The sequence below is a fragment of the Ligilactobacillus salivarius genome, assembly GCF_035231985.1.
GTDB classification, from domain to species: Bacteria; Bacillota; Bacilli; order Lactobacillales; family Lactobacillaceae; genus Ligilactobacillus; species Ligilactobacillus salivarius.
The window spans coordinates 476,707-497,992 of the sequence record NZ_CP117983.1 but is presented as its reverse complement, the minus strand read 5'-3'; the positions used below and the strand labels follow the sequence as shown (position 1 = coordinate 497,992).

Genomic DNA, 21,286 nt, shown 5'->3' with positions numbered 1-21,286 from the left:
TTAAAGTCTCCTTGTTCTTACAACTCTGTAAGGATTAAGACTTGCTCTGATATTTGCTGGAATACCAGTTTCAAAATCACGCTCTACTCCACCTTCAACGCGCTTAGTTTCACCCTCATCATCTAGTTGGTTATACATAACAATTGCTAATCTTTTGGCAGATATAGCAACAGGCATAGTTAATCTGTCTCTACCTGTATAGTCCAAACATAGTTGAATAGCGTCATCAAAACAATCAGCTAGGACTTCATCACTAGATTCAACATCTAGCCTTTTGTAAAGTTTGTCTAACTGAGTTTGTTTAATTTCTTCTGGTGTCAATTAAACCACCTACTTTTTAGACTTTTTTTCAGTCTCTTCTTCAGTTTCAGTATCATCAACTAACTCTTCAAAAATATCAGTTCTAAAGTAATCTTTAGCGATACTAAACTCAGTGCCTTTCTCATAGCGTTTGCCATTATGATAAACAGGCATATCAGAAATCACTCTAACTTTCATGTTGTTCCTCCTTAATCAGGTAGGACTTTGCCTTGAAATACTTCATTGACCGCTGCGAAAGCTGGTAAAGCAACTGCAGAAGCCTTTTCCCATGTTCCAATAGGGTCTTTTGTTTCAGTGTAGATCATATCAAACACGTTGCCAGCGCTAGATGTGGATACATCGCCACCGAAGTAAGCTAATTCTTCTGGAGTTGGTCCATAAACCTTGTTTCCTAAGATGTCATCATTCATCAATACAATGCGATTTTCTGGGAAATAGCGGTGTTGTTTACCATTTGCATCACGATATTTAGCATCGTATGTACGAATTACTGGTAAGCCTTGTGCTTGCATGAATGCGTCAAAGTCAGCTTGTCCTAAAACTCTAGTAGAGTTACCGTACACTGCTTGAATAATCTTAGGGTTAGTTGTGATTTTGCGGTATACCTTACGTGATGTTAAAGCACGAGTTGGAGCAACATCTAATTTATCAGACCAACGCATTAAATCATCTAAGATAGTTGCATCTTCTGCGTCCCATGTCTTAGATAATGCTTCTTGATGTTCTGTTGGAACTTTATAATCAAGTTCAATACTCAATGAACCATCTTCATTTTCTAGCTTAGTTTTACCTGTTGCTAAAACGTCCATAGTCATCTTTTCAACACGAGCTAAAATACCTTGATTTAAAGCGTCAAAGTCTGCATAAACCTTACTCTTCAAGTAATTTAATTCTGCTGGAGTGCGTGGGTTTAACATAGCGTATAAATCTTGTTCCTTGATTTGCATCTTACGCTTAATTAATGCAAGTTCTAGTGCAGTCTTTTCAGCTTCACGACTACCAATTTCAGATTCTGCGTCAAAAGCTGATACACTAGCGATAACAGGAACACGAGATTGACGTGATAATACGTCTAGTTTTAAAGAATTAATTTTTGTAGCTGGGAAAAGTGTATCCCCTAGCATTTCTGGATATTGACGATTACCTGTGTAATCAATTAAATCTGATTGTGTAAACAAATCATTGATTGTTGTCATTAACTTTCACCTCTTGTATTTTATTCAGCTGTTTTATCAACAAACTTAATTTCCTTTAATGCAGTAATTGCTGTTGCGTCTGGAGCTTTTGGTAAAGCTTTAGACTTGATATAACCTTCAACGATAACTGGTACTGGTTGTGGTCCATTAGTTACATCAACTTCATCTAAGGTAATACCAATTGCCTTAGCGTCATTACTAGGATATACAGAACCTGCTGGAACTACCTTACGTCCATCTTTACCAGTAACAACTGCATAGTTTGTATCATCTACTTGTTTAGTAAAAGAAATATAGTGTGACGATGCTAAAAAGTTAGTTTCTTTAACTTTAACATCAGCGTTTACATAAGCCATTTTATGACCTCCTTATTATTTTGTACTCCAGAAATCTGATGCTTTTCTGGAATTTTGTTGATTAAATTTGTCTGCTACTGTTTTACCAACAGAAGATTTTGTCTTAGAACTTTCATGATAGTCGCTAGATGTATCACCCAAGCGTTTGTCTACTGCTTTTTGAACCGATGCAAAGAAAACATCATGTAAGTTGTCGTAAGCCTTGTCTAGTTCTTCTGTATTTGATAGTAAATCATTACCTAAAACAGAAATTAAACCAGCTGGCATATCATCTTCGCCAAACTTTTGAAGAATGTTAGAGCGATTTTCAACAATTGTAGCTTTACGGTTAGCTTCATCTAGTTGTGCTTGCAATTGTTTCTTATCATATTCAGCCTTTTCTAAATCAGTCATAGAGTTGTAGTCTCTTTTACGTTTAGCTTCTCTTTTGGCTTTCTCATCGTGAGTTTGAATAGCCTTTTGAATTTTCTTATCCAAAAAAGAGTCTAGCTCTGATTGTGTCTTGAACACTTTAAAAGGCTCTGTTTCTTCGTTTGTAGGTTCATCAGTAGTATCAGTATCTGTAGCAGTGTTTTCAGCTCCTGTATCTTCTGAACCACTTTCTCCACCGTCTGCGAATGCTTGAATATCAAATAAAAATTCATCTAGTTGTACTTCATTTAAATTCATATAAAACACCTTTCTAGCCCACAACACGCTTAAAACGGCATAAAAATAACGCTCTACACACACTACAAAAGCCCATGTAAAACGTCTGATAATTCCTATTTAGTTTTAAGCACATCATACACTCATTAGATTTAGATAGTTTAACGACTTGTCTAGGTCAAATCATTATAAAATCATGCTTAGACCAATAAATATAATTGCTATAAAGCCTATAATGACTAAGCACCCACAACCACAACAATTATGCATCAGCATTACCACCTTTAACAATCTTTTCCCAATCTCTATAATTTTTAGTTTGGTTTAATTGAAACTCTTTTGACCTGTCAGCAGTCCTAGCAGTTCTAGTGCCTGTATAAGGTGAGTTCTTAAGATAGATAGTAGCTACAGTTCTACAAAAAGGGTGGAACGGTGGATAATTAACACCTATAGTAGCTTCTGAAACGTCAAAAATCTTACCGTCAATGCTACGACAAATCTTACTTGTACGATTATCTAAGACCGCTACAAGCTGATATTGTTTAACATCACGTTGCTTCCAAGACTCTAATTTTGTTTTATTGTAAAAGAAATTAGCTTCTGTTCTAATCAATCTTGAAGCTTTGTATCTACCTACATCAAAACGTTCTTGTATTCTGTTAATTATTTCTCTTTCGGTCATACCAGACATTTCACGAGCAGTAAACAACTCCTTTAGTTGCTTAGCTAAATCATCTGTATTTTTCCAGATACGCTTTGAGTACCTAGCACCATTCCACTGAGTATCTAGTGCCTTTTGAACGTATTCACTAGGTAGTTTCTTAACGGTTCTGATTGGTTCATCTGGTGTTACATTAACCTTAGCGACTGTTTTAGATGTCTTAGGATTAACAATCTTAACTTGTTTCTTTTCAATATCAACTTTAGGAACGTTACCTTTAGGATATAAGTCATAATCTTTTCTAGTTTGGTAGATTATGCTTTCTGTTTCTGCTTGTTCCCAAGCTCTGTTGATAACATTTGTGTACAAGTCTGTACTTTGCTTTAACTCAACCGCTCCAGCTTGCTTAGCAGATATATAAGCCTTGAGTTGTAACTCATCTAGCCTTGTTATCCTACTTTTAGCTGAAACTTGGTTAAGATATCTTACAACTAAGTCTTTATCTTCTTTAACTGATATATCATCAGCTAGAGCCTTAAGTGTTACTAGCTCACTAGGTGATATCTTAGTATTTAAAACATCTTCAATATACTCTTCTGATGTTTCTTGACTAAAATATCTGTGATAGAGTCTTGACGTTTCTGATGTTAAATAATTTTGAGCTATAGTGTAAGCTCTGTTGATTGCTACCAATTTTTCAGCAGCATCATCTTGTGTCTTCTGTTCTTCTTCAATTTGTCTAATCTGCCAGTAGTCTAGTTTGCTCAAGTTATATCTCATACTCATCAACAACTTTTATATAGTCTGGATACTGCTTAGCTAATTGTTTGATAGAACGATGAAAGCTTTTGAGTAGGACATACGTATCTCTATCATACCAACAATCAAAAGTAGCGTTATAATTTCCATCTTCGTTACTATAAACGTGTGACTTTGAATTGTAGATAGTATGTTGTACTAGCGTTGATACTGCAGAACATACAATATCCTTTCCTTTAGGCGCATAGTTAGCATGACCTATAACTTCGAGTCCCACATCAGATGTGGGCGATTTATATATCGTTACTATTATCATCGCTAACATCTCCTTTACTATCATCAACAATCTTATCTGGTTCTTGTGATGATAAAGCCTTTTGTTGAAGATTAATGTTATCTTCTTTTTCTTTATTAAGCATATCAACAAGTTCTTGTGGATCGTTCGTACCAGGTAACCAACCTAAAGCAATCAATTGTGGAATTACACCTTCTGCGTTCTTGATGTTATCAATGATATTACTCATGTTGACTGGAATATTAGGGTTAATTGTGATGTTAGCCCCTGTACAATCAACTTGATTACCTTTAATGCTCAAGAATGTTTGTACTAACTGTAATCTACGTCTGATACCACGAGTTAGATATCTTTGCTTAGTTGCTAGTGTTTGAAGTAGACCAATGAGCTTATACTTCATTGCTTCTCCACTTGTAGTACCAGAAAAATTCTCATCGTTCAAATTAGGAACGTACGTTGTTTTGTGGATATTATCTTCAATTGCTTTAGCTAAAACTTGCGTATCTGACTCACTTAACGTCTTAGTTAAGTATTCAGCAGTTACACCGTCTTGACCTTTACCAGCGGGAAACTCAAGTACACCATCTTTAAGATTTGCACTATCATCAAGAGTAGCGCCATAAATAGCAAGAATAGCATCAACAAACTTGTTTTTGTCCGTAAGCCTATCTGATTGAAGTCTGTTATAAGCGTCAATCAAAGTGATAGCTTGCTCAAAGTCTCCTTGTTTCTCTTCATTGTTACGATAAGCAACAACAGGAACGTCTTTAAAGTAGTGCTTGCTGACTTCCTTATAAGAAATGTTACTATCACCTAGTATGCTACCTACCTTAGTACGATAAGTGATGATGTTTTTCTTCGTAAAAATCGTTATTAGATATCCATTACTTGCACCATTTAAATCATGTTTTTCTTGATAATAGATAGCAAATAAAGGATTATGGTCTAACGTATCATCAGTAACAACAACTATACCTCTAGGGTCAATCTTGCCTATCTTAACCTTAGATACTTCATTTTCTTTTTGAACGTACAAAAGTTCATAAGCACAGCCAAATACAGACAAGTCTTTCTCTAATTCTGTATTATGTGCATCAATATCCATATCTTCAAAGGTATCAAGTACAGGTTGAATGTTTTTACCTTTACCTGGTGCGATTGAAATAGGATTGCCAGTAGTAAAACCAACCATGATATCAGTAATATACTTAGCATTGTTTACCATAACTTTGGTATCCTTGCTGTCGTTTTGATTGTAGTCAAACGAAGATATCTTTTTGCTCAAAATATCTTGATTACCTTCATAATAATCTTCAAGTTTATCAAAACGCTCAATACGTTTCTTTTGTTGATTAATAGCATAGTTAATTACATCAAAACTAGGATTTAGTTTATCTACTAACTCTTCATCAATCGCTACTTCACTGCCACGTTCTGCAGATTTCAGTAAGTTTGTTATCTCCAAATAATCACCTCCAATAAATTTTTATAGCCAACTAGGACGTTTGGAACTTTTAACCGCTCTATTTAGATGTGCGTTGTATACTGCGTATCTCATAGCGTCCATTACGTCATCATGTAGTTTTACAGGTAAGCCAGACTTTTCGTCCCAAACATACATATAAATTTCGTTTAGGAACTCATCAATTTTATCTTGATTAACTTTAAATTTCCCTTGCTTTATCAGTGTTGCTACAGACTCAATACCACTTAGAATATCTTTCTTTGCGTTGTAGCATTTAAAGCCTTCTTGTCTGAACCTAGCAACATGCTCTGGTCTAGCTGAGTCAGCCCAGAAGATTATGTCGCCATACTTTTGTTTTATACGTTTAGCAACACTCACCCAGTAATCAATCTCTTGATGTTGGGCAGTGTACTCACGTACTAGGTATGTGTTTCCTTGCCTATCATCGCCTAAAACAACAATAGAGCCTTTGTGTTCATAGCCCCAGTCAACTCCTGCGTAATAACTTAGATTGTTAGGAACTTCTGCATCAGACACAAGCATTTTGTTTTTATCGAAGTCTTGATACACCATACCTTCAGAACTAGCCCATAAGCCTAAGATACTTCTGTCATAGAACATTCCGCTAGGTGTACCAGCTTTCTTTCTTTCGATGTAAACAGGATCTAAGAAAGTGTTATCGTCCATTGTAAAATGAAAACTTATGATACCAGCTTTAGGGTCTGTATTATCGATGTAGTTCACTTTCAAATAGTGTGTTGGTACGTCTGGGTTAGTATCTCCAATCACTCTAGCACCTTTAGCTGAACAACGGTTTAGAATTTCTTCAAACACTTCTTGTACTGCCAAACTAGCTTCATTCACATAAGCACCGTAAGCGGTCGAACCACGAATAGCACCAAGTCCAGCAATTGAGCCTGTAAAGGTCTGTACTATCTTTACTCCAAACAACTTAAAGGAATTGTGTTTATCGAACTTAAAACGCAAGCCATACTTGTTTGTGAGTTCCTGTAGCACGTTGTTTTGTAATGATTTACTAGAGTATCCAGCAAGGATATATAAAGGTTCTGATACACCGTCTATATCTGCTTGCTTTCTAACTCTGCGTAACTCCATTAAAAAAGCGTCGTTATCTACTACAGTCTTACCAGCACGAACAGCACCGTAATTAATCATCAATCGCCAGTCATCACGTTGTAAAGCTTTCAGAACTTCAATCTGTTTTGGAGTATAAACATCACTTATCACGTTTATCATCTCCTTTTACACTACCGTCAATCTTATCCAGTAACTTAGATACTTTGTCTTCAACTTCATCATCAGTACCAGACATAAGTTTTATTTGTGCTTCTGTTCGTTTGATTTCCGACTTAGCTTTTTCGATTTGTGCTTTAGTTAAGTTTTCTTCAAGCTTGCTTGCATGGATATCAGCGTACTTATCTCTCCAGTTGTTCTTTAACCAAAAAATAATCGCCGTTGTATTCCCTTGTGTTGCTTTCTTAAACAGTGCGTTCTCAACGATAAAGTTAGCTTGCTCTTTGCCAACTTTTAAAGCCTGTCTAATCTGACTGTGATTGCTTTTCCAACGTTCCAGTGTTCTGGGTGCTACACCGATGTTCTCAGCTATTTGTTCATCAGTTAAGCCATTACGTTTCCAGCCTTGCAATAGCAATAGATTTTCATTTTCTAACCACTTTTGATATCTGCCAGTTGCCACAAACTAACTCACCGCCTTTCTCTGTAATTCTTTGTATTACTTATCTAACTTAATTTCTTCGTTATATTTGTGCTTGTAAGCATCGAAATACATTTCGTTTTTGTCTCCGTTGTATGTAACTTCGTAATACATACCATTGCTTACTGTAGTTGATAGCAACGCTTTGTTGTTTTGTAGTGTTCTGTTTAGCCACACAACATACACATCGCCTGTACTGATATGTATTGGTTGACTGATACTATTTAAATTCATAAACGTATTAGTGTAATCAACTACTTTCTCCTTACATAGCTCAATAAATTTGTCGTTATCCACTAAACTCACTCACTTTCTTTATTCTCAAAATATCGTTTGACTTGATCGAAACTTACAAAAGGTTCTGTAGCAGGTATTCCAATTGTTTTATAAAATTCTTGCTTAGATTGATTGTCTGGAAAAATGATTGTTGTGTAAAAGTCTATAGCGTCATCGTTCTTCATTTGCTCTCTAGCTTTTTTCTTTTTCATTTTTAAATCAACTAGCTTGTCTTTTTCATCTTCAATCATTTCCATGTTTTTAATATCTTCATCACTATCATCTTCTTGAATAGGTTCATTATTATAAGCGACTTGACCGTCAAACATCAAATCAACATCGCTTTCTGTAAAGCCCATATCTTCAAATGATATATCCAAGCTTAAATTTTCTAATAGGTTCAAGTCCCAATCGCCTTGTAAGTTTGAATTGTTTAATTGAACATTCAATTTCTTTTCTTTGTCTTCATCAACATCAATAATAGCGACTGGAACATCATAATCTTTCTTATAAATCTTATCTGCTACAGTTATACGTTGATGTCCACTAACTAATCTCTTAGTTCTTTTATTCCACACCAAAGGCTCAACTAAGCCATTTTCTTTGATTGACTTGTAAAGTTTTTTCTGGTTTTGTTCGTAAATCGTTCTTGGATTGTAATCAGCTAATTTAATTTCACTTCGTTTTACTGTTCCAAATTCAAACTGTTGTAATTGATTAGCCATTTTGTATCATTCCTTTTTTGTAAAACTCATATTGTGCGACTCCAGCTCCTGCTTCTGGAAAGAATTTTAAAACTTTCCTGTAATCGTCTGGGTAAACTTCTCTAAGCTTATATAATTGTTCTCCATGTAATGAATGCAAAGAAAAACCTAGCTTCTGATAAAAGCTAGGATAATATAATTTCTTCAATTTTATATAATCAAGGACATCTTTCTTCACCCAGTAGCATAGTGGATACATACGTCCTCTTTTTAAATCAACGCTACCGCTTTTGTTAAGCATTCCATTTCTAAAAATGCTATCAGCTTTTCTTTCGCCTCCAATTATCCAAAAGCAATTACATTCCTGTCTGATGTATGAATAGACATCATTTACATCTAAAACAGGTACGCTATAATCTGGAGTTCTGAAACTGCCAAAACGGTAAAACTCACTTGTTTCAAAATGCGGAACTCTATGAATTTTTACATTGTAAATTTGTTCATATCTCTGTAATGCTCTCTCTTGAAACTCAAGCCCTGGAACCATGTACATAAAGAATACATGAACTTTCTTGAAATATTTACAAGCTAAATCAAGAACTACTAAACTATCTTTACCCATACTAAAGCTAACAATCACTTCATCAGTTATTTTGCTTTGTAGTTTAATTTGGTCTAGCAAGCTCATTTTAACCACCAGAACGTCCTAATTGACTTATCTTTTTGCCTTTAGCAGTTTGTTGCCTTAAATATCTCATCGCCATAAGCCTGGATATACCTTTTTGCTTCTGTATCCTTTTTAAAGCTCTATCTAATTTTTCATGCTCTTTTTGGTAATATCTTTCAACCCTTAATTCTCTTTGCCTCTCACGCTCACGCTCAACAGGGTCAGACCCTCTTATCCAAATATCCATTTTTTGATGATTTCTTTTTCTCCAACGCTCATAAGTGGTACTTGTGGTTTGACCCCACCTTTCTTCAACGTTGCTTTGTTTAGAAAATGAAGGAATTGTCATTTTACCTTACCTCCTGTTTCTTTGATTTTTTGCATTAAAAAAGCACTCTTAACTTTGTGTTAAAAGTGCTAAAGTTCTTCTTCGTGATTTATCTATACTATAGTATAACATAGTAGTTGTTTCCTTTGTGTTTCCATTTTGTTTCTCTATGCAATTAAATTAACTGTGTGATATAATGTGTTTGCAGCGTTGACGACTGTCTTGATAGCACCTATCCATTTAGTGTACAGACTTGGATAGGTGTTTTTTATGCAATAAAAAAAGACACATCGTTTTGATGTGCCTTAATATTTATTATTCTTCATCTCGTTTTGCCCCTAAATAGTCACTCAATGCTTTTTCAATCAAAGCGCTAAGCGTGATACTTTCATCTACTGCTGCGACCTTTGCTTTACTCAATAATGATTTTTCAATCATAAAGTGAACATCAATTTTTTGGTTTCCGTTGTCTTCGCTAAAAATATTATCATACATCTCTGGTGCGTTACCTTTGACCCACTCTCTAGCTTCAATATTTTTAAGTGGAACAATCTTTTCGTCATTTATAAACAGAAAAAACTCTCCTGTCCTTTTTAAAAATAGGACTTGCTTAGGTCCAAGCCCTATTTTGTATTCAATTAACTTAGTGGCAGTATCAGTATTATACTTTCTGCCTTTGATTAACTTCATCATTATCTTTTTCTCCTTTTAGTAATTAGAGTGGTCTGCCACTCTAACTTCTCTTTTGTGATAATCACATTCCCAAAATCTAAATGTGTTGTCGCCTTGATGCTTATGTCTGATTGCTTGTAGTTCTCTAGCTTCTTTCTCAACTTCGATAGGAACTTGATAGTGATATGTCGATGGTGCATTGAATACATCATCATTGTCGTACCAGTTTGAATGACTGGTTTTGACCTTGATAGTAACCCAACCTGGAGTTTTACTGTCGTCAAAGTCTCCTTCTTCAACGTAATCATATTCTAAGAATAGATCATTCATTTTATCTTCAAAGGCTTTATCAACTACCTTAGCTAACTCAATAGCTCTAGGCAAATCTATTGCCGTTTGTGCTTTCAAAGCTAAACGTTCTTGGAGCTTTCTTTCAGCTTCTTCATTAACCACCTCATATTTACTACGTTGTGGTTTACTTACCTTTCCTTTGTTAGTAAAGGCAGTAAATTCTTCAGTTCGGTCAATCGTATCTACTAACCAAGCCTTTTCGCCTGGTTCTGCAATCTTTTTATAATCAAAAAATATTTTTCGATTATCCTTTCTGATATAATATTTAACTTCAATTCTTTCTTTAATCATTTTAACTTCCTCCGTTTTCTATTTGTTTATTTACCTTACAACATTATAATATTATACTTTCGTACAAAAGTAAAGAGAAAAATATAAAAAAGTGCAAAAAAAGAGACCTGTTATAAGGTCTTAGTTTTACCATTGTTTTTGTTTCAAAAGCTCTCTATATAACTGTTCGATTGTCATCTTATCGTGCTTAGTATACTCAAGTGTTGCCAATTCTTTCTCATGTAATCTCATCTCTTCTTCATAGATATCCATGTCACTATCATGTACTGGCTCGCCCCAAATATAATCAGTTATAAAGTATTTATCTGGATTATCTGGAAAAATTGAGTAGATAGCAATCACTTGTAAATCGCTACCGAACTCATCTAAATCACTTTTGACTTCTGCCATTAAATCTTCATACATATACCCACACCTCTTTTTAAATTATATCATGATATAAAATAAAAAGTTCTAACTTTTCAGCTAGAACTCAAGAAGAATAAAAAAATAATAGTATATATGTTAATAGTAGGTACTCATAATGAGCATTAAGATGTGATGTCGTCAATTTGCTCAATTAATCGCTCTGATCCTTGATACGCTAAAGCAAACTTATAAACGGCAACTTTTAACTTTCTATAGTAGGACTTACGGCTTTCTCCATATCTAATCATGACATCAGTACGGTTCAAATCAGTTTGTACAAAAGCATCGTACAAGCGTCTACGGTTTTCAGTATCAAGCTTGTTGATAGCTTTAACAATACATGAGACTTCATTCTCTGCATCTACATGTAGCATAACCATGTCTTCAACTTGTTTTGATACTTTGTTTGTTTGAGAGTGCATCTCAAGTGTATATGAAGCCGTAACTTTAGGACTGTAGTCTGTGTGGGATAGCAACACTAAATCGTTGTACTTGTTTAACAATTTATACGCATTCTTTACAGTCCTATCAAAATCGATATTAAGCAAACCATTCACCTACCATAGAAAAATGCAGAAGTGGAGATTTGAACCCCTACAGCCCTTAAAGCGCTTCTGCTCTGCAATTATAAAAAAACAAACCTTAAAAGGAGTTGATCTTAATTATGAAAACTAAGTCAAAAAAAGAAATTGTTAACTTTCGGTAACTATATGATACAACGGGGGAACTTTTTATTCATGCTTTTACAGATTATTTTCTTCAATAATTTCTTCAAAAATTTTCTCATGCTCTGGGTAAACTTTTATAAACTCCTTGTATCTGTAAAGCCTATATCCTTGTAGTGTTTTACCATTCCTAATGTACTTTTTATCAAAGTTTGTGTTGCCAATTTTAAAATGTCTACATGTCTTTTCGATGTTATCAAAAACAATAACTTTACCATCTTTAATTGCATATACACATCTTTTTAGAAAAGCGTATCTTTGATAAATCCACTTAACATCTAGTCTTGTAAATAGTTGATAGATGTTAATCACATCATACTTTTTATCCAGTTCCCAAAGCGTCATACCACTTTTGATATCTTCAATTAGTTCATCTCTACGTGGCAAAATTTTATCAAAATTCTTGCTATGATACACACGACTAGTGCGATGCGTTCTTGCGTGCTTTCTGCGAAATTTAACAACTACAGACCAAGCTTCTTGTATCGTTTTGTTTTTAGGCAAATCTTTAGGTGTTTCTAAATCATCAGACCATTGACTTATAGGCTTATACACTTCACTTAAAATTGTTACTGCCGTTCCTAACTTCATCATCTTAACCACTCCTTATATACTTAAACTTTTATTTTTCTCTTCTTAGCCATCTACCCTTTAGGACTGAACTTTTTGCCTTTTTTGCAGTCGTCATATCCTGCCTTATATCCTTTTACAAACATCTCATACTCGTCTGGATATGAACCTTTTTCCCAATCTGTAACTAAGTTAGGCACGTTAGTATTAAGTAGGTCTGCTAACTGTTCTAGTTTCTCCAGTGAAACATTTGCGTTAGGATCATGAACGATTTTCATAATTCCTAAATTGCTATAGATATACTGCTTGTTTATCTTTTCTCTTTCAATTAAGTAACTAATGTTTTCATTGATAACTACTGATAATTTTCTTGGATTATAAACCACGCTCAAACGCTCCTTTATCACTATAACTTTTAATCGTGTTGATAAGCTTATCCTGTTTGCCTTTCCACTTACGCTTGCAATCTCTGCGATTGAAGTGATATGGATACTTATGAGCTTGCTTCTTCTCTTTTAATCCAAGCTCTTTTTTAAACACTACCCAAGTCATACCTGTTTTAGTATCACGAACTGATGCAGTCCTATCATAAACACCTATAACTTCAACTTCATGATGTGGATAACCAAAAGGATCTTCAACATCAAAAAATATTCTACCTTTATAGTCATATATGTGACTATCATCTCTATTATTTCTAACTTCAATCATGCTTTAACCACCTACACAAACAGTATTGCTACTGCTGATATAATCAAACCAAATAAGCCAAAGCCCATAACATCAACCACCTTGTCATCATCACTTTTCATACAAAAGAAAACAGTTAGTTGAAAGGCTAAAAATAAAACTAGCATTACTGCCAAACAAATAGTTTTTGTATTTAACAAAATCATGTATAAATCTCCTTACAATATTTTCTCTAATCGATTAGAACGCTCTACCTTACTCTCAAAAATAAGCGACTGCTCAAGAATTGCAGATATAGAGCCAAAGCATAGGTTGAATTAATGTTTAAAGGAGATTACTCTCACTTTCATTTTCTATTTAGCTATTTCCTATGCTCTCTATGTAGTGAACAATAGCCAGATTCACTAAGCCCTGCCACGCTCTCAAAGTCGTGTGATAGTCTCAAATCATGCTAATACAGGGCTGATAGTTACAGACAGATACGAAGAATTTACGAAGGTCTGAACCTTCTTTCATAATTTTTTTGCTCAAAATTTACTGTCTGTAACTTGTGTATTTAAAAGAAAGTCTGGTTTCGGTAGTAATACTGCTAAATTGTTACGGTATAAAATAATGAGAAAGGAAAATTACACCTACCTTTTCTAATAAATTTTGTTTTGTGTAGCTCATCAACAATATCACTACCTATGACTTAACGTCCTTTTACAAACGCTAAGCCTATATACTTTTAATTTCTGTTTTTCTTTACTGCATGTCCTTTTCTGACAAGCTTTTCTAAATATCTAACCTGTTGCCATAAGTAAGGATCATCACTTGTGCTGCCTTGCCACGAAGATATACGCCATATAACATCTACTAAAGGATCTAACGGAAAAGCATATTCTCTAATCAATTCAGCTAATCTGTCTATTGCCGTAACTTTGTTATCCACAACTTATCAACACCTTTCTAAAGTTCATCATCTATTGAGTATCCAATAATATTTTCTTTGTTTAAATCAAAACATGATATTCCCTTTTTACTTGTTTCTTTATCAAAATGTTTGATTAAGAGAACTGCTCTACCATGTTCATATAATTCTTTTGTGCTTGAAACATTATCAAAATACAATGTCTTTCCGTTTACTAAAAATATCTTTACTTCTTTACTGTCACTTTTCTTATTTTCTTTAGCTTCTGGCTTTGGCTCGATAATTCCATTCTCATAAAGAAAATGCATTAAATTCATTTTACGTGATTCTTCATCATTCATTTTGATTCACACCTATCTAAGTTTTCTTGAAATTTTATCTAATGTTAAAAATATACACATCAGCATTAAAGCTATAATTCTCATAGCTATGCTTTCTTTAGATAGCCCTAGTTTAATAACTAAATCTGCTAGAGTAATCCATATAATGATATCTGCTATTTTTGAAATCATATTTCCACCTACAGTACGTTTATTTCTACATCAGCTAAAACATCATATTCGTCTTTGTTAATATCAGCTAATTCTTCAAGCGTGTCATAACTTGGAGAAACAAAATTTTGGTTTAGACAAATAAAATAATATTTATCATTAAAATCTCTAGCTATAAGATAGAAGTCATCTCCATTTCTAATAACATTTCCTACTTTGTAAATATTTTCTGGCTTTTCATCGTTAAAATTAATCTTCATTTACTCATCTCCTTAAATTTCGTTTATTTCTGCATCAATCAAAACATCAGACCGATCATTATTACTATTAATTAATTCTTCAAGAGTTTCATAAATTCTTGAAGCTTGGTTATCGTTTAAATCAATAAGTTGATATCCACCAATAACATTGTTAACAACAAGATACAACTCACCGTATTCATCTTTAACAACATTTCCTACTTGATATATTTCTTTAGCTTCAACTTTGCCTTTGAGCCATCTACCAACCGTTGTATCATCAGCTTCAATTTTTCTCGCTAACTCTGCGATTGTTAGATCATTATTTTCTTTGTACTCTTTTAATTCCTTAATTTCTTCAATTAATTCCATTGCTTACACTCCCTTTAACAGACTATTTTTACACACTGAATTGATTTATATAATCGTTGCAAATCAATCTAACTCGATTCTGCCTAAATGTTTCATAACAATACTTAAAATTTTTCCAACTTGCTCAAAATCTGAAAACCTAAAATAATCTTCATCTTCGATTTCCCAATTATCTCTGTCATAACGCTTGATAAGTATGGTTTTGTTTTTGTAATAGATTCTCAACTCATCTAATAACTCTTCATCAAAATCAATATCATCATCATAACGATCTTTAAGGTCAATAGCGTCAATTCTCAGTCCTTCACGTAATCCGTAATTATCTGGAAATTCACTATCTAGCTCCTTAAGCATGTTGAGCATATTTTCATTCATAATCATCATAACTAGATCTCCTTTTAGTTGATATTTTTCAAATGTTTCCCAACAATTGCGACGGCTTTAGTGATAATATCTAAGTCTTCGTATTTGACTGTAAAAAATCTAATTGAACATTTATCAATGTAATTTGGATAAACAGAAACTGTATTCCCGTTGTAAATAATTTGGATTTCTTCAACGATTTTTTCGTCAAAATCTGGGTCATCTTCATAAACATTACCGTCTTCATCGATTGCCAGCATGTACAATCCATGATTTACACGATCATAAATTTTAGGAAATTCATTCTTTAGTTCCGTTATCATGTTTTCCATGTTTTTATTCATCTTCTGCGCCTCCATCTAGCTTGTAATCAACAATTAGCTTAGCTTTGACCAATCTATCTTTACTGTAACCATAATTTTCAGATAACAGATCTAAACTGGCACACTCTGGTGTAAAAATTTTTCCATTTTCTAAATCTACAAAACAATAACCTGGTTCTCTATTTGAGTACTTAAATTCAGCAACTATAAAAGGTGTACCAATACGGGTAATGATGTTTCCTACTTGGTAAATATTTTTATCTGCATAACTTACATTTTTGTATTCAATTTCCATTTTTAGATCTCCTTTAAATTCCTATAAAATCTTCCACATCATAATCAACACTTTGCATCAAGTCATAGAACTCGACTATCTGCTTACCTTTACGATTAGTACGCTCGTGCCTTGTGTTGACGTTTTTAGTCAATCCATAAATTTTCATTTTAAAATCGTTAGCTCGTGGCACTACTACTTCAACTGGCACACCGTACTTTCTAGCAAACAAATTAAATCTAAGCTTGGCAGCAGTATCAGCCCCAAATTGTGTATTAATGCTTGTTTTCACATCATATACATGTTTGATTTTTCCGTAATTATCAAAAATTACAAAGTCTGGAGTATAGCTGATTCTGGATAAATTCACACCACCTAAAGAAACTTTGTCTTTAATCACATAGCTAGGATGTACTTCGTGCTTATAGCCACTCTCTTTAACGAATTTTAGGTAGAAATTGGCTTCTTTTTGACTATCAAAAGTAAAACCATTGACCTTAACTTTCCTTGCTATACGTTGCATTATTTAGCTCCTATTCTTCTTGCATGTATTTTTTAATTAAATCAAGAACATTTAAGAGAATGTCTAAACTCTCAACGTCAAATCCAATTTCAATTTTAAGTAAGCGGTTACTGTTACCATCAGTAGCGATGTTAAAAGCAGGTATATCCTCATCAATAAAGATATCAATATCATTAGCTCTTCTATTCTGTAAAGTCAGTCCTATCATTACTACTTGATCCTTGTCATACCGTTTTACACTAAAACGGTCGTATATTTTCTCAATTTCACTTTTAAAATCTTCAAATTTCATTTTTATTACTCCTTGTATTCATCAAGCTTTTTATCAGAAACATACAAATGCTTAACTACTCCACCAGTTTCTTCAGCAATCTTTTTAGCGTAATCAAGCTTAGTAATTTTCTTTGCGTCTACAAAACGCTCGCAAATCGTATAATCAAAACTTGAGCGTTGCTGAAAATAACATTTGCCTATCTTTACAACATATCCCACAAATTCCATGTTTATCGTCTCCTTAAAGATTAAATTCTTTGACAATACTCTTTATTAGTTGCTTCTTGCCTAATCTCATATATCTTTCTTGCAAAAATCTCATGACTTCGTTGTCGTCTAAATCATCAGCACCCAGGAACTCTTCAAATTCTTTCTTGCTAGATGTGTAATAAATTTCCTTAATTAGTGCTAACATGTCATTTTGACCTTTCTCATAATCTCTATTCATGCAAATCACTTTCCTTTATATACGATCCGTCAATTACCTTACCTTTACGATTCTTAATCACGTTGTAAGCTTTATTTAGACAATCTAACAAATCAAAATTCAAATCTTGAGCTAGAATAATCAAAGTTACTAAACTATCGCCTAAACTATCCTTAATTTTTTCTTCATCTTTTTTGTTAATTCCTGCTGAAAGTTCGCCATGTTCTTCAGTAACCTTAGCTAATTGAGATAATGCAGTTAGCTTATCTTGTTTAATCATATTTCTATCGTTAGCCCATTGAATAATTGCTTCATGTAGCTCTTCAAACGTCATAACTTGTGTTTTATTGATATGTTGTACTAATCCATCTGGCAAGCCCATCAAGTAAGTCACTGGCACACAATAGTAATCAGCTAACTTAATCCATGTTTCTTTTTTTGGTTCACGCTCTTCACGTTCGTATTTACCAATAACATCTCCTGAAATTCCAGTATCTTCAGCTACTTCTTTAAGTGTTATTTCTTTTTGCTTTCTAACTTGTCTTAATCTGTTCATTTTTCTATCTCCTTATACGCTTGTTCATAAAGTGTGGATAACTCTACTTGTTTTTGCTCAAATTCCGTTGCTTGCTTCATGTTGCCTTGATATTTAATCTGAAGTTGTAAGATGAACTCTTCACCATCTTCAATGAATTTCCAACCTTGATATTTCTCAAGTTTAGCAACGTTTATAGCGTCCCACACCGCTTCAATTCTTTTGTCGTTATACATCTTGATAAACTTTTCCATTTTTGCTTTTACAATTGGTTGTTTATCTTTGATATTCGCTTTAATGCTTTTAATCAATTTGTTGTAGTGCATTGCTTTATTTAGATACACATCAACTGCCTTAGATTTCTGATAACCATTCTCAGCCATGATAGCTTTGAACTGGTTGTAATCCATGTAACTCATTGCACGTCCTCGTCAGTTTCTTTAAACAACATGTATTGTCCTTCAAAGTAATAACTAATATCTCCAAGTTGACCTTCACGGTTTTTTCTAATTGACAATTTAACCAACTCTCTGTTGTCATCGTCTGGTCGATATAGAAATGCTACGACGTTGCTATCTTGTTCAATTGAACCAGATTCTCGCAAATCTGAAAGCAAAGGCTCTTTATTTTGTCTGCTCTCAACTCCACGATTTAATTGAGCTAGTGCAATCACTGGAATGTTGTATTCATTAGCGATTATCTTGAGTTCTCGTGTGATTTTTCCAACCTGTAGCCAGCGGTCTTGTCTACCGTTCACTTTAACTAAACCGATGTAGTCAATGATTGCCACATACTTGTCTGGTTTAGCTTTAGCAGCGTTCTTTTTGATTACACTCAAGATACCGCCTAGAGTTAATACTCTGTCATAGATTCTTATTTTGTGATTTCTGACCCAATTGATACCTGCAGAAACCTGTTCACTAAACAACAAATCTAAGCCACTAGGATTCTTTAACTTTTGACTATCAACATTAACTACCGCTGAAATGAAACGATTGAGCATTTCTCTTTTATTCATTTCTAGGGTAAAAAAGTCAACTTGAACTTCTGGATCTTTGCTCACAATTTGACGTGCTAGATTAACTGCGTAAGCTGTTTTACCAACGCTAGGTCTAGCACCAATAGTAAATAGCATAGAACCATATAAGCCACCAGCAAGCAGATTATCCAATTTTTCAAAGCTTTTAATTCCTGTTGGTTTGCCAGAAGTCAATCTAACCTGTAGTTCTTCGATAGCATCTTCAAGCTTTCCATTATCTTCTGCTTCATCAATTTTTTCTAGTTCAGCAATTGCTTCAGACAAGTTAGCAAGCTCTTGCTTTTTTGGATACTGCTTATACACGTCCATGCTTACTTCAAGGTTTCTTTGTGCATATAACTTGTGTAGAGACTTAACATCGCTCTCTATACTTGCACTTGTTACAAATCCGCCTTGAATGTCTACAAGATTTTTGTATTCCACACTACCGTCATTATCCATTTCATTAAAAATGTTAAGTAGAGTTCTTTCTTGCAAGTCTAAACTCTGTATCGCTTTGACAATGTTTCTTAATTTAATATCAGTGAACCAATCTGTATTGATGTAGATACTATCAATTAGTTCTGGTTTATTGAGCAGTGTCTCCACGATTCTCATTTCTATTCCGTTCAAGTCGTTCAATCTCCTTTCTTACTTTTTCGTTATCTGGAAATTTCTCTAAAAATAATTTGCCTCGATGTATTTGTTCATCAATAGGATCTACTTTTCTTTTTTCTTCTTTAGCGGAACTTTCTTCTTTTTTCTTTTGTGGTTCAGCAGAAAAATATGCTTCTGCTTCATTTAAATAATCTTCAAAGTGTTTAGAACTAAATATTGTATTTGGTTTTAACCAATTATTCATCTTCTCGCTATCTTTCCATTGGATAGCTTTATGTTTAGTAATTAAATAAAAGTCTTGCTTAGTAGCTCCTTCATTTAATCTTGCATTAATTAACTTTTTATTATTATTTGTTGCAGTATATTTTTTACCTGTAGTTTCTTTAAAAAAATCAAAAAACTTTTTATAATTAAAGTTGTATTTATTATTTTTTTTAACATCATCACTATTATTATTTATATTATTAATATTTACATTATTATCTGTGACATCAGTGTCACCAGGGGTCGTGACATCGGTGTCACCACCTGTGGTGTCATCTATGTCACTAGGTCTAAAATCTATAGACAATATACGTTTTTCAACTTCTTTTGAACCATCTTTATAGATGGTTTTTTTAGCAATATACTTTTTATCAACAAGCTTATTGATGTATCTGATAATTGTTCTTTCAGTTGTTTTGAACTTTTCAGCAAAATAAGCATTTGAAGCCCAACAATATCCTTTGCTATTACATAAAGCTGAAATTTCTCCATATAATAAAATCGATTTTGGTATATCTAGTAATTCCTTATCAAACATCACATAGTCTGGAATGATTTTGTAATAGCCAGAAGCTTTATTCATATTTTTCACTCCTTTCATACTCAAGCAATTCTCCTGGTGTAACATCTAACGCTAAACACAACTTATCAATCGTGTTTAACTCAATCATTTTTGTTTTATCGTAATAAAGTTTAGTTAATGTGCTTCTTGATATTCCTGTTTGACTATGGAGCGTTGATATCTTAATTCTTCGCTTACCCATAATTGTTGATAAGTTGTTAATAATCATATTTACCACTCCTTAAAGGGCTTCGCACCCTTTCGGTAGTTGTTTAAGCTTACTGGCTCTCGTAATTTCCTTTAACACCTAATTTCTTAAGCGTTTCAGCATCAAGTTTTATTCCATTGACTGGTACGTGATAGAGTTCTGCAAACTTCTCAGCACCTAGCTGGTGATAATTCTCATGGTGCGTCCTACACAGTGGCATTACGTACTTCTTTGTGTGATCTACGTGGTCTCGATTCATTCCCATTCCTACAGTATCTAGATGGTGAATATCAGCATAATCTCCACACACTAAGCAACGTCTATGTCTACAACATTGATAGATAAAGTACTGTTCTTCTCGTGGCAATTGTTTATAGCCTTTTTTAAATGGAACATTCCACTCAAACATAAAATCAATGACTAAATCTATCAGTGTGTTTACATCACTAACACTTATTTTAGAACTATCTGCTAGACTGATTTCTTTGCCTGTATATGCTGAATACTGCAGATAGAACATATCCTTGATGTACTCTTGTGGCATAACAGACCACTGTACGATATCGTTAATTAAGGCAAAGAATAGTCTGCGTTGTCTAACTCTCATCTTTCGTCTATCAGCCAGTTCCCAGTCGATGTAAAACTCATCTTTAGAACCGCTAACTGTTTCGATATGGTCTAAATTGAGTGATTCAACTGGTTTAATCGCTATCCATTCTTCGTTGTCATGAAAGAACCTGTATGCTCTAGCTCTCTCCATGTTCTAGC

Annotated in this window: 39 protein-coding genes; all 39 read right to left on the bottom strand. The window is 33.8% G+C overall.

The features are described from left to right. The gene (locus PTA89_RS02285; RefSeq protein WP_225365845.1) at positions 1 to 321 is read right to left on the bottom strand and encodes a phage head-tail connector protein; all 321 of its coding nucleotides are present in this window, start codon (positions 319 to 321) and stop codon (positions 1 to 3) included. A gap of 9 nt (positions 322 to 330) precedes the next feature. Further along, positions 331 to 498, bottom strand: coding sequence for a hypothetical protein (locus tag PTA89_RS02280; RefSeq protein WP_289147570.1), 168 nt, complete (start codon positions 496 to 498; stop codon positions 331 to 333). 11 nt (positions 499 to 509) lie between these two features. Then, the gene (locus tag PTA89_RS02275; protein ID WP_324177348.1) at positions 510 to 1,517 is read right to left on the bottom strand and encodes a major capsid protein; all 1,008 of its coding nucleotides are present in this window, start codon (positions 1,515 to 1,517) and stop codon (positions 510 to 512) included. A gap of 20 nt (positions 1,518 to 1,537) precedes the next feature. Then, complete coding sequence (locus tag PTA89_RS02270) at positions 1,538 to 1,873, bottom strand: hypothetical protein (RefSeq protein ID WP_324177347.1); 336 nt, start codon at positions 1,871 to 1,873, stop codon at positions 1,538 to 1,540. A 15-nt stretch (positions 1,874 to 1,888) separates the two neighbouring features. After that, a complete protein-coding gene (locus PTA89_RS02265; RefSeq protein ID WP_324177346.1) occupies positions 1,889 to 2,542 on the bottom strand; it encodes a DUF4355 domain-containing protein in 654 nt (217 codons plus the stop codon). 241 nt (positions 2,543 to 2,783) lie between these two features. After that, on the bottom strand, positions 2,784 to 3,950 hold the full coding sequence (locus tag PTA89_RS02260; protein WP_324177345.1) for a minor capsid protein: 1,167 nt from the start codon (positions 3,948 to 3,950) through the stop codon (positions 2,784 to 2,786). A gap of 1 nt (position 3,951) precedes the next feature. Further along, positions 3,952 to 4,257: a ribosomal-processing cysteine protease Prp gene (locus PTA89_RS02255; protein ID WP_324177344.1), complete on the bottom strand. Its 306-nt coding sequence runs from the start codon at positions 4,255 to 4,257 to the stop codon at positions 3,952 to 3,954. Beyond that, positions 4,235 to 5,701 (bottom strand): phage portal protein, encoded by a 1,467-nt coding sequence (locus PTA89_RS02250; protein ID WP_324177343.1) that lies wholly within the window; start codon positions 5,699 to 5,701, stop codon positions 4,235 to 4,237. Before PTA89_RS02250 ends, PTA89_RS02255 begins: the two co-directional genes overlap by 23 nt. A 21-nt stretch (positions 5,702 to 5,722) precedes the next feature. Then, positions 5,723 to 6,949, bottom strand: coding sequence for a PBSX family phage terminase large subunit (locus PTA89_RS02245; RefSeq protein WP_324177342.1), 1,227 nt, complete (start codon positions 6,947 to 6,949; stop codon positions 5,723 to 5,725). Continuing rightward, entirely contained in the window at positions 6,939 to 7,418 is a 480-nt protein-coding gene (locus tag PTA89_RS02240; RefSeq protein WP_324177341.1) for a small terminase subunit, read from the bottom strand. The genes PTA89_RS02245 and PTA89_RS02240 overlap by 11 nt, the downstream gene beginning before the upstream one ends. A gap of 36 nt (positions 7,419 to 7,454) precedes the next feature. After that, entirely contained in the window at positions 7,455 to 7,733 is a 279-nt protein-coding gene (locus tag PTA89_RS02235; protein ID WP_324177340.1) for a DUF6275 family protein, read from the bottom strand. Between the two features lie 5 nt (positions 7,734 to 7,738). Continuing rightward, a complete protein-coding gene (locus PTA89_RS02230) occupies positions 7,739 to 8,437 on the bottom strand; it encodes a ParB N-terminal domain-containing protein (protein ID WP_283473485.1) in 699 nt (232 codons plus the stop codon). Continuing rightward, the gene (locus tag PTA89_RS02225; RefSeq protein ID WP_324177339.1) at positions 8,430 to 9,104 is read right to left on the bottom strand and encodes a phosphoadenosine phosphosulfate reductase domain-containing protein; all 675 of its coding nucleotides are present in this window, start codon (positions 9,102 to 9,104) and stop codon (positions 8,430 to 8,432) included. The genes PTA89_RS02230 and PTA89_RS02225 overlap by 8 nt, the downstream gene beginning before the upstream one ends. 1 nt (position 9,105) lies before the next feature. Continuing rightward, a complete protein-coding gene (locus PTA89_RS02220; protein WP_283473488.1) occupies positions 9,106 to 9,432 on the bottom strand; it encodes a hypothetical protein in 327 nt (108 codons plus the stop codon). 294 nt (positions 9,433 to 9,726) lie between these two features. Further along, positions 9,727 to 10,104 carry a hypothetical protein gene (locus PTA89_RS02215; RefSeq protein WP_324177338.1) on the bottom strand — a complete coding sequence of 126 codons (378 nt, stop codon included), beginning with the start codon at positions 10,102 to 10,104 and terminating at the stop codon, positions 9,727 to 9,729. 15 nt (positions 10,105 to 10,119) lie between these two features. Beyond that, entirely contained in the window at positions 10,120 to 10,725 is a 606-nt protein-coding gene (locus PTA89_RS02210) for a hypothetical protein (protein ID WP_324177337.1), read from the bottom strand. 126 nt (positions 10,726 to 10,851) lie between these two features. Continuing rightward, a complete protein-coding gene (locus tag PTA89_RS02205; protein WP_324177336.1) occupies positions 10,852 to 11,130 on the bottom strand; it encodes a hypothetical protein in 279 nt (92 codons plus the stop codon). Positions 11,131 to 11,255: 125 nt separating this feature from the next. Beyond that, positions 11,256 to 11,681 carry an ArpU family phage packaging/lysis transcriptional regulator gene (locus PTA89_RS02200; RefSeq protein WP_161000285.1) on the bottom strand — a complete coding sequence of 142 codons (426 nt, stop codon included), beginning with the start codon at positions 11,679 to 11,681 and terminating at the stop codon, positions 11,256 to 11,258. A gap of 195 nt (positions 11,682 to 11,876) precedes the next feature. Beyond that, a complete protein-coding gene (locus PTA89_RS02195; RefSeq protein ID WP_324177335.1) occupies positions 11,877 to 12,452 on the bottom strand; it encodes a hypothetical protein in 576 nt (191 codons plus the stop codon). Between the two features lie 50 nt (positions 12,453 to 12,502). Beyond that, complete coding sequence (locus PTA89_RS02190; RefSeq protein ID WP_098183657.1) at positions 12,503 to 12,814, bottom strand: hypothetical protein; 312 nt, start codon at positions 12,812 to 12,814, stop codon at positions 12,503 to 12,505. Next, positions 12,804 to 13,139, bottom strand: coding sequence for a hypothetical protein (locus PTA89_RS02185; protein ID WP_324177334.1), 336 nt, complete (start codon positions 13,137 to 13,139; stop codon positions 12,804 to 12,806). Before PTA89_RS02185 ends, PTA89_RS02190 begins: the two co-directional genes overlap by 11 nt. An 11-nt stretch (positions 13,140 to 13,150) precedes the next feature. Further along, a complete protein-coding gene (locus PTA89_RS02180) occupies positions 13,151 to 13,324 on the bottom strand; it encodes a hypothetical protein (protein WP_172412689.1) in 174 nt (57 codons plus the stop codon). A 521-nt stretch (positions 13,325 to 13,845) separates the two neighbouring features. After that, positions 13,846 to 14,049, bottom strand: coding sequence for a DUF6877 family protein (locus PTA89_RS02175; RefSeq protein WP_324177333.1), 204 nt, complete (start codon positions 14,047 to 14,049; stop codon positions 13,846 to 13,848). Positions 14,050 to 14,066: 17 nt separating this feature from the next. Then, positions 14,067 to 14,369, bottom strand: a complete 303-nt coding sequence (locus tag PTA89_RS02170; protein WP_324177332.1) for a hypothetical protein — start codon at positions 14,367 to 14,369, stop codon at positions 14,067 to 14,069. 179 nt (positions 14,370 to 14,548) lie between these two features. Next, on the bottom strand, positions 14,549 to 14,779 hold the full coding sequence (locus tag PTA89_RS02165; RefSeq protein ID WP_324177331.1) for a hypothetical protein: 231 nt from the start codon (positions 14,777 to 14,779) through the stop codon (positions 14,549 to 14,551). Positions 14,780 to 14,791: 12 nt separating this feature from the next. Then, positions 14,792 to 15,130, bottom strand: coding sequence for a hypothetical protein (locus tag PTA89_RS02160; protein ID WP_324177330.1), 339 nt, complete (start codon positions 15,128 to 15,130; stop codon positions 14,792 to 14,794). A 63-nt stretch (positions 15,131 to 15,193) separates the two neighbouring features. Further along, positions 15,194 to 15,514: a hypothetical protein gene (locus PTA89_RS02155; protein WP_324177329.1), complete on the bottom strand. Its 321-nt coding sequence runs from the start codon at positions 15,512 to 15,514 to the stop codon at positions 15,194 to 15,196. A 14-nt stretch (positions 15,515 to 15,528) separates the two neighbouring features. Continuing rightward, positions 15,529 to 15,837, bottom strand: coding sequence for a hypothetical protein (locus tag PTA89_RS02150; RefSeq protein WP_324177328.1), 309 nt, complete (start codon positions 15,835 to 15,837; stop codon positions 15,529 to 15,531). Further along, positions 15,830 to 16,111, bottom strand: a complete 282-nt coding sequence (locus PTA89_RS02145; RefSeq protein WP_324177327.1) for a hypothetical protein — start codon at positions 16,109 to 16,111, stop codon at positions 15,830 to 15,832. Before PTA89_RS02145 ends, PTA89_RS02150 begins: the two co-directional genes overlap by 8 nt. 13 nt (positions 16,112 to 16,124) lie before the next feature. Continuing rightward, positions 16,125 to 16,613, bottom strand: a complete 489-nt coding sequence (locus tag PTA89_RS02140) for a DUF1064 domain-containing protein (protein ID WP_324177326.1) — start codon at positions 16,611 to 16,613, stop codon at positions 16,125 to 16,127. Positions 16,614 to 16,623: 10 nt separating this feature from the next. Continuing rightward, positions 16,624 to 16,905, bottom strand: coding sequence for a hypothetical protein (locus PTA89_RS02135; protein ID WP_324177325.1), 282 nt, complete (start codon positions 16,903 to 16,905; stop codon positions 16,624 to 16,626). Positions 16,906 to 16,910: 5 nt separating this feature from the next. Continuing rightward, positions 16,911 to 17,114 carry a hypothetical protein gene (locus PTA89_RS02130; protein WP_324177324.1) on the bottom strand — a complete coding sequence of 68 codons (204 nt, stop codon included), beginning with the start codon at positions 17,112 to 17,114 and terminating at the stop codon, positions 16,911 to 16,913. Between the two features lie 13 nt (positions 17,115 to 17,127). Beyond that, the gene (locus PTA89_RS02125) at positions 17,128 to 17,334 is read right to left on the bottom strand and encodes a hypothetical protein (protein ID WP_324177323.1); all 207 of its coding nucleotides are present in this window, start codon (positions 17,332 to 17,334) and stop codon (positions 17,128 to 17,130) included. Further along, positions 17,327 to 17,869: a helix-turn-helix domain-containing protein gene (locus PTA89_RS02120; protein ID WP_324177322.1), complete on the bottom strand. Its 543-nt coding sequence runs from the start codon at positions 17,867 to 17,869 to the stop codon at positions 17,327 to 17,329. The genes PTA89_RS02125 and PTA89_RS02120 overlap by 8 nt, the downstream gene beginning before the upstream one ends. Then, positions 17,866 to 18,267, bottom strand: a complete 402-nt coding sequence (locus PTA89_RS02115) for a hypothetical protein (protein ID WP_324177321.1) — start codon at positions 18,265 to 18,267, stop codon at positions 17,866 to 17,868. Before PTA89_RS02115 ends, PTA89_RS02120 begins: the two co-directional genes overlap by 4 nt. Beyond that, a complete protein-coding gene (locus tag PTA89_RS02110; RefSeq protein WP_324177320.1) occupies positions 18,264 to 19,499 on the bottom strand; it encodes a replicative DNA helicase in 1,236 nt (411 codons plus the stop codon). The genes PTA89_RS02115 and PTA89_RS02110 overlap by 4 nt, the downstream gene beginning before the upstream one ends. After that, positions 19,456 to 20,331: a conserved phage C-terminal domain-containing protein gene (locus PTA89_RS02105; RefSeq protein ID WP_324177319.1), complete on the bottom strand. Its 876-nt coding sequence runs from the start codon at positions 20,329 to 20,331 to the stop codon at positions 19,456 to 19,458. The genes PTA89_RS02110 and PTA89_RS02105 overlap by 44 nt, the downstream gene beginning before the upstream one ends. Continuing rightward, positions 20,324 to 20,539 (bottom strand): helix-turn-helix domain-containing protein, encoded by a 216-nt coding sequence (locus PTA89_RS02100; protein WP_324177318.1) that lies wholly within the window; start codon positions 20,537 to 20,539, stop codon positions 20,324 to 20,326. The genes PTA89_RS02105 and PTA89_RS02100 overlap by 8 nt, the downstream gene beginning before the upstream one ends. Positions 20,540 to 20,588: 49 nt before the next feature. Next, positions 20,589 to 21,278, bottom strand: a complete 690-nt coding sequence (locus PTA89_RS02095; protein ID WP_324177317.1) for a putative HNHc nuclease — start codon at positions 21,276 to 21,278, stop codon at positions 20,589 to 20,591. Positions 21,279 to 21,286: the final 8 nt, after the last annotated feature.